Here is a 7,522-nt window from a genome sequence, read left to right on the forward strand (position 1 = left end):
GTGTCTGGCTCCTGTCGACTTCTCTAGGGCTTGGTCTACCGGGGTCGGCGGTAGAAGGGAAGAGCCACGACGCGGACGGGTTCGAAGCGTCCACGCACGTCAACCGCCAGCTGCGTGCCCTCGGCGCTCACCTCGGGGCTGACGTAGGCCATCGCCACCGGGTGTCCGAGGGTCGGCGAGGGCGCTCCGGACGTGACGGTACCGACCGTCGGGGCGTCCGCAGCGGTGGAGTGCTTCACCGGGTACCCGTGTCGGGCGGCCCGGCGGCCGAGGCCCTCGAGCCCCACCAGCACGCGGGCCGGCTCCGACTGCCCGCGGGCCTCGAGCGCGGCGCGGCCGACGAACGGGAGCGGGTTGCCGTCGGCGTCGACCTTGTCCAGCTTCACCACTCGGCCGAGGCCGGAGTCGTGGGGGGTGGTCGTGCGGTCGAGCTCGTTGCCGTACAGCGGCATGCCGGCCTCGAGGCGGAGGCTGTCGCGCGCGGACAGGCCGGCGGGGACCAGCCCGAACGGCTCGCCGGCCGCGAGGAACGCCTGCCACAGGGCAGGTGCCAGGGGCGCGTCGAGGAAGAACTCGAAGCCGTCCTCGCCGGTGTAGCCGGTGCGCGCGACCAGGACCGGCTCGCCCTGGAACGTCATCGGCATGGCCGCGTAGTACTTCAGCGTCTCGGCGTCGTGGCCGGCCTCGGCGAGCCCGTCGGTCGCCCGCAGGATCTCCAGGGCGCGGGGGCCCTGCACGGCGATGAGGGCGGTCTGCGGGGAGCTGTCCTCGACGGTCACGTCGAAGCCCGCAGCGCGCTCGGCGAACGCGGCCAGCACGGTGTCGTGGTTGGACGCGTTGGCGACCACCAGGAACGTGTCCTCGGTGTCCCGGTAGACGATGAGGTCGTCGACGACGCCCCCGTCCTCCGCGCAGATCATGGTGTAGCGCGCACCCAGGATCCTCAGTGTGGAGAGGTTGCCGACGAGGGCGAAGTCGAGGAACCGGCCGGCGTCCGGACCGGTCACCCCAATCTCACCCATGTGCGACAGGTCGAACAGCCCGGCGGCCGTGCGGACCGCCGTGTGCTCGGCGATGTCGCTGGTGTAGCGCAGGGGCATCTGCCAGCCGGCGAACGACGTGAGGGCGGCGCCGAGGGCGACGTGCTCCGCGTGCAAGGGGGATTCGCGATCCGTCATGTCTGCGTCCTCTACTCGGCGTACGACTCGATAGGCGGGCAGGAGCAGACCAGGTTCCGGTCGCCGTGCGCGCCGTCGATCCGGCGCACGGGCGGCCAGTACTTGCCCTCGCGCAGCGCGGCCACGGGGAACGCGGCGAGCTCACGGGGGTAGGCGTGGTCCCAGACGTCGGCGGACAGGGCCGCGGCGGTGTGCGGCGCGTTCCGCAGGGGGGAGTCGGCGAGCGGCCAGCGGCCCGCCTCGATGGCGTCGATCTCGCCGCGGATGGAGACCAGGGCGTCGACGAACCGGTCCAGCTCTGCCAGGTCCTCGCTCTCGGTCGGCTCCACCATGAGCGTGCCGGCCACCGGGAAGGACAGGGTCGGGGCGTGGAAGCCGTAGTCCATCAGGCGCTTGGCCACGTCCTCGGCGGTCACCCCCGTCTCCTTGGTGATGTCCCGCAGGTCGAGGATGCACTCGTGCGCGACGAGCCCGTTGGGGCCGGTGTAGAGCACGGGGAAGTGCCCTGAGAGGCGTGTGGCCAGGTAGTTCGCCGCCAGGACCGCGGTCTCGGTGGCCGTCTTGAGGCCGTCGGGACCCATCAGCGCGACGTAGGCCCAGGAGATCGGGAGGATGCCGGCCGAGCCCCAGGGGGCGGCGCTGACCGGAGCGACGGTGTTCGCCTTCGTTGCCGATGGCGTCGGATCGCCGGGCAGGAACGGGGCCAGGTGGGCGGCGACCGCGACCGGTCCGACGCCGGGTCCGCCGCCTCCGTGGGGGATGCAGAAGGTCTTGTGGAGGTTGAGGTGGCTGACGTCGCCGCCCAGCTCACCGGGACGGGCCAGGCCGACGAGCGCGTTGAGGTTGGCGCCGTCGATGTAGACCTGACCGCCGGCCTCGTGCACGAGGTCGCAGACCGTGCGGACACCCTCCTCGTAGACGCCGTGCGTCGAGGGGTACGTGATCATGATCGCCGCGACCTTCGGGCCGTGCTGCTCCAGCTTGGCGCGCAGGTCGTCCAGGTCGATCGAGCCGTCGTCGGCCGTCGCGACGACCACCACGCGCATGCCCGCGAGCGCCGCCGACGCCGCGTTGGTGCCGTGCGCGGACGCCGGGATCAGGCACACGTCGCGCTGGTCGCCGCGGGATGCGTGGTAGCCGTGGATGGCCAACAGCCCGGCCAGCTCGCCCTGGCTTCCCGCGTTCGGCTGCACGGAGACGGCCGCGTAGCCGGTGATCTCGGCCAGCCAGTCCTGCAGCTCGGTGACCAGCTCCGCGTAGCCCTCGGTCTGGTCGGTGGGGGCGTAGGGGTGGATGGTGGCGAACTCCGGCCAGGAGATGGGCTCCATCTCCGCCGTGGCGTTGAGCTTCATGGTGCACGAGCCCAGCGGGATCATCGTGCGGTCCAGCGCCAGGTCCTTGTCCGAGAGGCGGCGCAGGTAGCGCAGCATCGCGGTCTCGGAGCGGTGCAGGTGGAAGACGGGGTGCTGCAGGTAGGCGGTGGTCCGGCGCAGCTGCGCGGGGAGCGCGTCGGAACCGTCTGTGCCGAGGAAGCCGAACGCGTACGTGCCCTCCTCCGCCTCCAGGGTGGTCACCCCGGCGGCCGCGAAGGCGAGCACGATGCGCAGCAGGTGGTCGTCGGTGGTGCGCTCGTCGCACGCGATCTGCACGTGGTCGTCGTCGGGCGCCCACAGGTTCACGCCGGCCTCGGCGGCCTGCGTGACGACCTCGCGCGCCTTGCCCGGGACGACCGTGCGGACGGTGTCGAAGAACGTGTCGTGCTCGACCGTCACCCCGACGCCGTCGAGGAGCTCGGCCAGGCCGGCTGCGCGCGCGTGCACGCGCTCGCCGATCGCCCGGAGGCCGTCCGGACCGTGGTAGACCGCGTACATCGACGCCACGATCGCCAGCAGGGCCTGCGCGGTGCAGATGTTGCTCGTCGCCTTCTCGCGGCGGATGTGCTGCTCACGCGTCTGGAGGGCGAGTCGGTAGGCGCGGGCTCCGTCGGCGTCGATCGAGACGCCCACGAGCCGGCCCGGCAGCATCCGCTCCAGACCGTTGCGCACCGCCATGAACGCGGCGTGCGGGCCGCCGCCGAACAGAGGTACGCCGAAGCGCTGCGCCGAGCCGACGGACACGTCGGCGCCGAGCTCGCCGGGGGAGGTGAGCAGGGTGAGCGCGAGCAGGTCCGCGGCGACCGTCACCAGACCCCCGCGCGCCTTCGTGTCCTCGATGACAGGCCGGAGGTCGCGGACACGCCCCGACGCACCGACCTGCTGGACGACGACGCCGATGAGGTCGCCCTCGATCTCGGGCAGCCCGTCGGAGAGGTCCGCGACGACGACCGGGAGGCCGATGGCCTCCGCGCGGCCGAGCGTGACGGCGAGCGACTGGCCGAACAGGTCGGCGTCGAGCACGACCGTGCCGGCCTTGCCGCGAGCTGCGCGCCACATGAGCGCGACGGCCTCGGCGACCGCGGTGGCCTCGTCGAGGAGCGACGCGTTGGCCAGGTCCAGGCCGGTGAGGTCGGTGACCATCGTCTGGAAGTTCAGGAGCGCCTCGAGCCGGCCCTGCGAGATCTCCGGCTGGTAGGGCGTGTAGGCGGTGTACCAGGCCGGCGACTCGAGCACGTTCCGGCGGATGACCGCGGGCGTGATGGTGTCGGAGTAGCCCTGGCCGATCATCTGCGTCATCACGCGGTTGAGGCCGGCGATCGTGCGCAGCGCGGCGAGCACGTCCTCCTCGGACCGCGCGGCCGGCAGGTCCAGCGGGCGGTCCGTGCGGATGCTCGCGGGGACCGCGGCGTCGACCAGGTCGTCGAGCGAGTGGTAGCCGACGACCGACAGCATGTGCGCCGTCTCGCCGCCGCGCGGGCCGATGTGGCGGTCGGCGAACACCTCGGCCGCGGGGGTGTGCTCCACGCTGGTGAACGGGACGGCGTCGGAGCTGGTGTCCAGGTGGACGGCGGGGACACCGTTGAGGACGGCGTCGTGCAACTGGCTCAGATCGGTCACGGGCTGCTCCGCAGGGTCGTCCGGACGTGCCGGGACGGTGGGTGGGCTCCCCGCTCTGTCATCCGCGCAGACTCGCGCAAACCTGAGAGTTTTGCCGGTCCGCCTGTCGGGGCGCGCCGGCTTGCACCGTCGGTGGGGCCCTCGCGGGTCCGCTTTCCAGAGTTGCCTCGCCGTGGCGGTACAGGGGCCTGAGAGATTCCCGGGGAGGGTTGCTCCTTCGGCGCCCCGCACGATGCGCGTTCGATCTGCGGGAGCTCTCCCGCCGCGGTTCGAGCAGCGTGTGAAGTTGTGGGGCCAGCGTACCGGGCGATGTCCAGGGGACAGCCCGACCGTCCACCGGTGGGGTCGCGTGCGTAGATTGGCCCGGTGCAGACGCCCACGTCACCCCTCGCCGCGGTGATCGTCGTGTCCGACCGGTCCGCCTCCGGCGAGCGCGAGGACCGTTCCGGTCCGGTGGCAGTCGACCGCCTGTTCACCGCCGGCTTCGCGGTGGACGCCGTGGCGGTCGTGCCCGACGGGGCCGAGTCCGTGGAGCGGGCGATTCGCGAGGTGCTCCGTGCCGGAGCGCGGTTCGTCGTGACGTCCGGCGGCACGGGCGTCAGCCCACGCGACCAGACCCCCGAGGGGACCCGACCGGTGCTCGCCCGCGAGCTGCCGGGGGTCGCGGAGCTGCTGCGGCGCGAGGGCGCGAAGACCGTCCCGACGGCGGTCCTCTCCCGCGGCCTGGCGGGCGTGACCGAGGAGGGCGCGCTCGTGGTCAACCTGCCGGGGTCGCCGTCCGGCGTGGCCGAGGGTCTGGACGTCCTGCTGCCGCTCGTGGACCACCTGCTCGACCAGCTGTCGGGAGGCGACCACTCGTGATCGCGCGCGTCGTCGACGAGCCTCTCGACCTGCAGTTCCACGTGGAACATGTGAGCGACCCGCGGGCCGGAGCGGTCGCGACCTTCGTCGGGCTGGTGCGCGACCACGACCCGTCGGTCGAGGGGTGCGTGGTCGGTCTGGACTACTCCGCGCACCCGAGCGCGGAGGCGGTGCTGCACGGGATCGTGGAGCGGGCGCTGACGGACGGGGTCCTGGGCATCGCCGTCAGCCACCGCGTCGGGCACCTGGCGGTCGGGGAGGCCGCGATCGTGGCCGCCGTCGCCACCGCGCACCGGGCCGAGGCGTTCGACGTGTGCCGCGCGCTCGTGGAGACCGTCAAGGCCGAGCTGCCGGTGTGGAAGCGTGAGGTCCTCGAGGACGGCTCGCACGTGTGGGTGGGGATGACATGAACGACCAGCTGATCGACCGGTTCGGGCGCGTGCACCGCGACCTGCGGATCTCGCTGACCGACCGCTGCTCGCTGCGCTGCACCTACTGCATGCCCGCCGAGGGCGTCCCGTGGCTCGCGCGCTCGACCATGCTGAGCACCGAGGAGATCGTGCACGTCGCGCGCGTCGGGGTCTCCCTGGGCATCACGGAGATCCGGCTCACCGGCGGCGAGCCGCTGCTCCGCGTGGACATCGTGGACGTCGTCCGCCGGCTCACCGCCCTGACCGGCCCCGCCGGCAGCCCCGAGGTGTCGCTGACGACGAACGCGCTGCGCCTGCCCGGTCTGGCCTCCGACCTCAAGGACGCCGGCCTGTCCCGCGTGAACATCAGTCTCGACACGCTCGATCGCGCCAAGTTCCTGTCGTTGACGCGCCGCGACAAGCTCGTGGAGACGCTCGCCGGGATCGCCGCCGCCGACGCCGCCGGGCTGCACCCCGTGAAGATCAACGCCGTGGCCATGCGCGGGGTGAACGACGACGAGGTGGTCGCCCTGACGCGGTTCGCCGTGGAGCGCGGCTACCAGATGCGGTTCATCGAGCAGATGCCTCTCGACGCGGGGCACACGTGGGACCGCGCGGAGATGGTGACGCAGGCGGAGATCCTGGCGCGGCTGCGCGCGGAGTTCACGCTCAAGGAGGTGCCCGGCCGCGGCGCCGCTCCTGCGGAACTGTGGACGGTCGACGGCGGACCGGCCACCGTCGGGGTCATCGCGTCGGTCACCGCGCCCTTCTGCGGCGCCTGCGACCGGCTGCGGCTCACGGCCGACGGGCAGCTGCGGGCGTGCCTGTTCTCGCAGACGGAGACGAACGTGCGGGACCTGCTGCGAGGCGCCGAGGAACCCCCGGCCCAGATCGGCGTCGGTCCCGGTCAGGCGGTCCGCATCGGCACGTCGGCCCCCGCTCGGCCGGCACCCGTGGCGGCCGACGTCGACACCGCCCTGGCCGACGCGTACCGCCGGTGCCTGGCAGGCAAGAAGGCCGGGCACGACATCGACGACCCGTCGTTCCTGCAGCCGGACCGCCCGATGAGCGCGATCGGCGGCTGACGGCCCCGCACGTCGCCGGCGTCGCGTCGACGTCCGCGTCGTCACGCTCGCTCATCGCGCTCGTGTGAGGACTTCGTTCCGCCTACCGCAACGAACTCTTCACGCGAGGACTCCCCGCAGCTCGCGGGCGGCATGTTGCGGGGTCATGTGGTCGCGGGCATCGACATGCTCTGGTCCTCGCACCCGCTACGGGCGCACGCGTCGCGGCCATCAGCCGCCCGCGAACGGGGGCAGCACGTCCAGGGTGACCCCGGCGAGGACCGGATCATCGCCCTCCACCCGCGTGCCGTCCGCGAGCAGCGCGCACCGGCCCAGCACCCGGTCCAACCCGGGACCGTGCGAGGCGACCATCGCGGCCCTGACCTGCGCGGCAGACCCCGCGGGCAGCTCCTCGGTGTCGACGCCGGCGGCCTCGGCGGCGGCGGCGAAGTAGCGGACCGTGATCACTGCTCGACGGTCCAGGCTCCGGCCTCGGCCTCGATCCGCGCCAGGATCGGCGCCGGGTCCACCCCTGCGGCCGCGAGCCCCGCGATGAACATGGTGATCGGCACCGCGGGGCGGGCCACCTGGTGGGCGACGTCGGCGGCGACGCCGAGGAGCCGGTCGGTGTCCACGAGAGCCGGGTCGACGCCCAGCGCGGCCGTCAGGCTCTCGATCCAGGCGGGCAGGTCGGCGCCGGGTGCGCGGCGGGGGTCGTCGGTCATGGCTCGATCCTGTCACTGAGCGCTGCGTCGAGGCGTTCGACGTCGGCCCAGGTGTCGGCGTCCGCCGTCGCGTCGTGCTCGTCGGGGACGTCCACCAGGCGCAGGCCACCGACCAGGCGGTGCATCGCCGCGCCGCGCACGTCCGGGAGCGCGTCGAGCGCGGACCGCAGGGCGGCCCGCCGGTAGACGGCCACCAGGTGCTGCGGTCGGCCCTCGGCACCGACCATCCGGGCGCCGTCCGCGTCCTGCACGGCCGCCAGCAGCGCGGGCAGCGCGCGTCCGGCGAAGGGC

7 protein-coding genes, 1 pseudogene and 1 riboswitch are annotated in these 7,522 nt (G+C 73.2%); of the genes and pseudogenes, 3 read left to right on the plus strand and 5 right to left on the minus strand.

Annotation, left to right across the window (positions count from 1 at the left end; translation table 11 throughout):
* Positions 1-35 precede the first annotated feature (35 nt).
* Positions 36-1,178: a glycine cleavage system aminomethyltransferase GcvT gene (gene gcvT, locus AC1DUQ_RS06195; RefSeq protein WP_477059647.1), complete on the minus strand. Its 1,143-nt coding sequence runs from the start codon at positions 1,176-1,178 to the stop codon at positions 36-38.
* A gap of 11 nt (positions 1,179-1,189) precedes the next feature.
* On the minus strand, positions 1,190-4,078 hold the full coding sequence (gene gcvP / locus AC1DUQ_RS06200; RefSeq protein ID WP_477060793.1) for an aminomethyl-transferring glycine dehydrogenase: 2,889 nt from the start codon (positions 4,076-4,078) through the stop codon (positions 1,190-1,192).
* A 259-nt stretch (positions 4,079-4,337) separates the two neighbouring features.
* Positions 4,338-4,443: riboswitch (glycine riboswitch) on the minus strand.
* Between the two features lie 94 nt (positions 4,444-4,537).
* Here gcvP and AC1DUQ_RS06205 point away from each other — a divergent pair.
* Genes AC1DUQ_RS06205 through moaA form a run of 3 tightly spaced genes read left to right on the plus strand, consistent with a single transcriptional unit; the run spans position 4,538 to position 6,527 of the window.
* Entirely contained in the window at positions 4,538-5,032 is a 495-nt protein-coding gene (locus AC1DUQ_RS06205) for a MogA/MoaB family molybdenum cofactor biosynthesis protein (protein WP_477059646.1), read from the plus strand.
* A complete protein-coding gene (locus AC1DUQ_RS06210) occupies positions 5,029-5,442 on the plus strand; it encodes a molybdenum cofactor biosynthesis protein MoaE (RefSeq protein WP_477059645.1) in 414 nt (137 codons plus the stop codon). The genes AC1DUQ_RS06205 and AC1DUQ_RS06210 overlap by 4 nt, the downstream gene beginning before the upstream one ends.
* Positions 5,439-6,527 (plus strand): GTP 3',8-cyclase MoaA, encoded by a 1,089-nt coding sequence (moaA, locus tag AC1DUQ_RS06215; protein ID WP_477059644.1) that lies wholly within the window; start codon positions 5,439-5,441, stop codon positions 6,525-6,527. The genes AC1DUQ_RS06210 and moaA overlap by 4 nt, the downstream gene beginning before the upstream one ends.
* A gap of 210 nt (positions 6,528-6,737) precedes the next feature.
* Here the strand turns inward: moaA and AC1DUQ_RS06220 are convergent, their stop codons facing one another.
* From AC1DUQ_RS06220 to AC1DUQ_RS06230, 3 genes and pseudogenes are all read right to left on the minus strand, one after another.
* The gene (locus AC1DUQ_RS06220) at positions 6,738-6,974 is read right to left on the minus strand and encodes a MoaD/ThiS family protein (RefSeq protein WP_477059643.1); all 237 of its coding nucleotides are present in this window, start codon (positions 6,972-6,974) and stop codon (positions 6,738-6,740) included.
* Positions 6,971-7,231 (minus strand): DUF6457 domain-containing protein, encoded by a 261-nt coding sequence (locus AC1DUQ_RS06225; RefSeq protein ID WP_477059642.1) that lies wholly within the window; start codon positions 7,229-7,231, stop codon positions 6,971-6,973. Before AC1DUQ_RS06225 ends, AC1DUQ_RS06220 begins: the two co-directional genes overlap by 4 nt.
* Positions 7,228-7,522: pseudogene (locus AC1DUQ_RS06230) on the minus strand (molybdenum cofactor guanylyltransferase); the annotation flags it as partial. The gene AC1DUQ_RS06225 and the pseudogene AC1DUQ_RS06230, both read right to left, overlap by 4 nt.

It is taken from the genome of Cellulomonas sp. P4_B5_2, from assembly GCF_056402235.1.

Excerpts from the sequence above, each read along its gene's own strand:
- gcvT (WP_477059647.1), bottom strand. The coding sequence starts at position 1,178 with ATGACGGATCGCGAATCCCCCTTGCACGCGGAGCACGTCGCCCTCGGC.
- moaA (WP_477059644.1), top strand. The coding sequence starts at position 5,439 with ATGAACGACCAGCTGATCGACCGGTTCGGGCGCGTGCACCGCGACCTG.
- AC1DUQ_RS06225 (WP_477059642.1), bottom strand. The coding sequence starts at position 7,231 with ATGACCGACGACCCCCGCCGCGCACCCGGCGCCGACCTGCCCGCCTGG.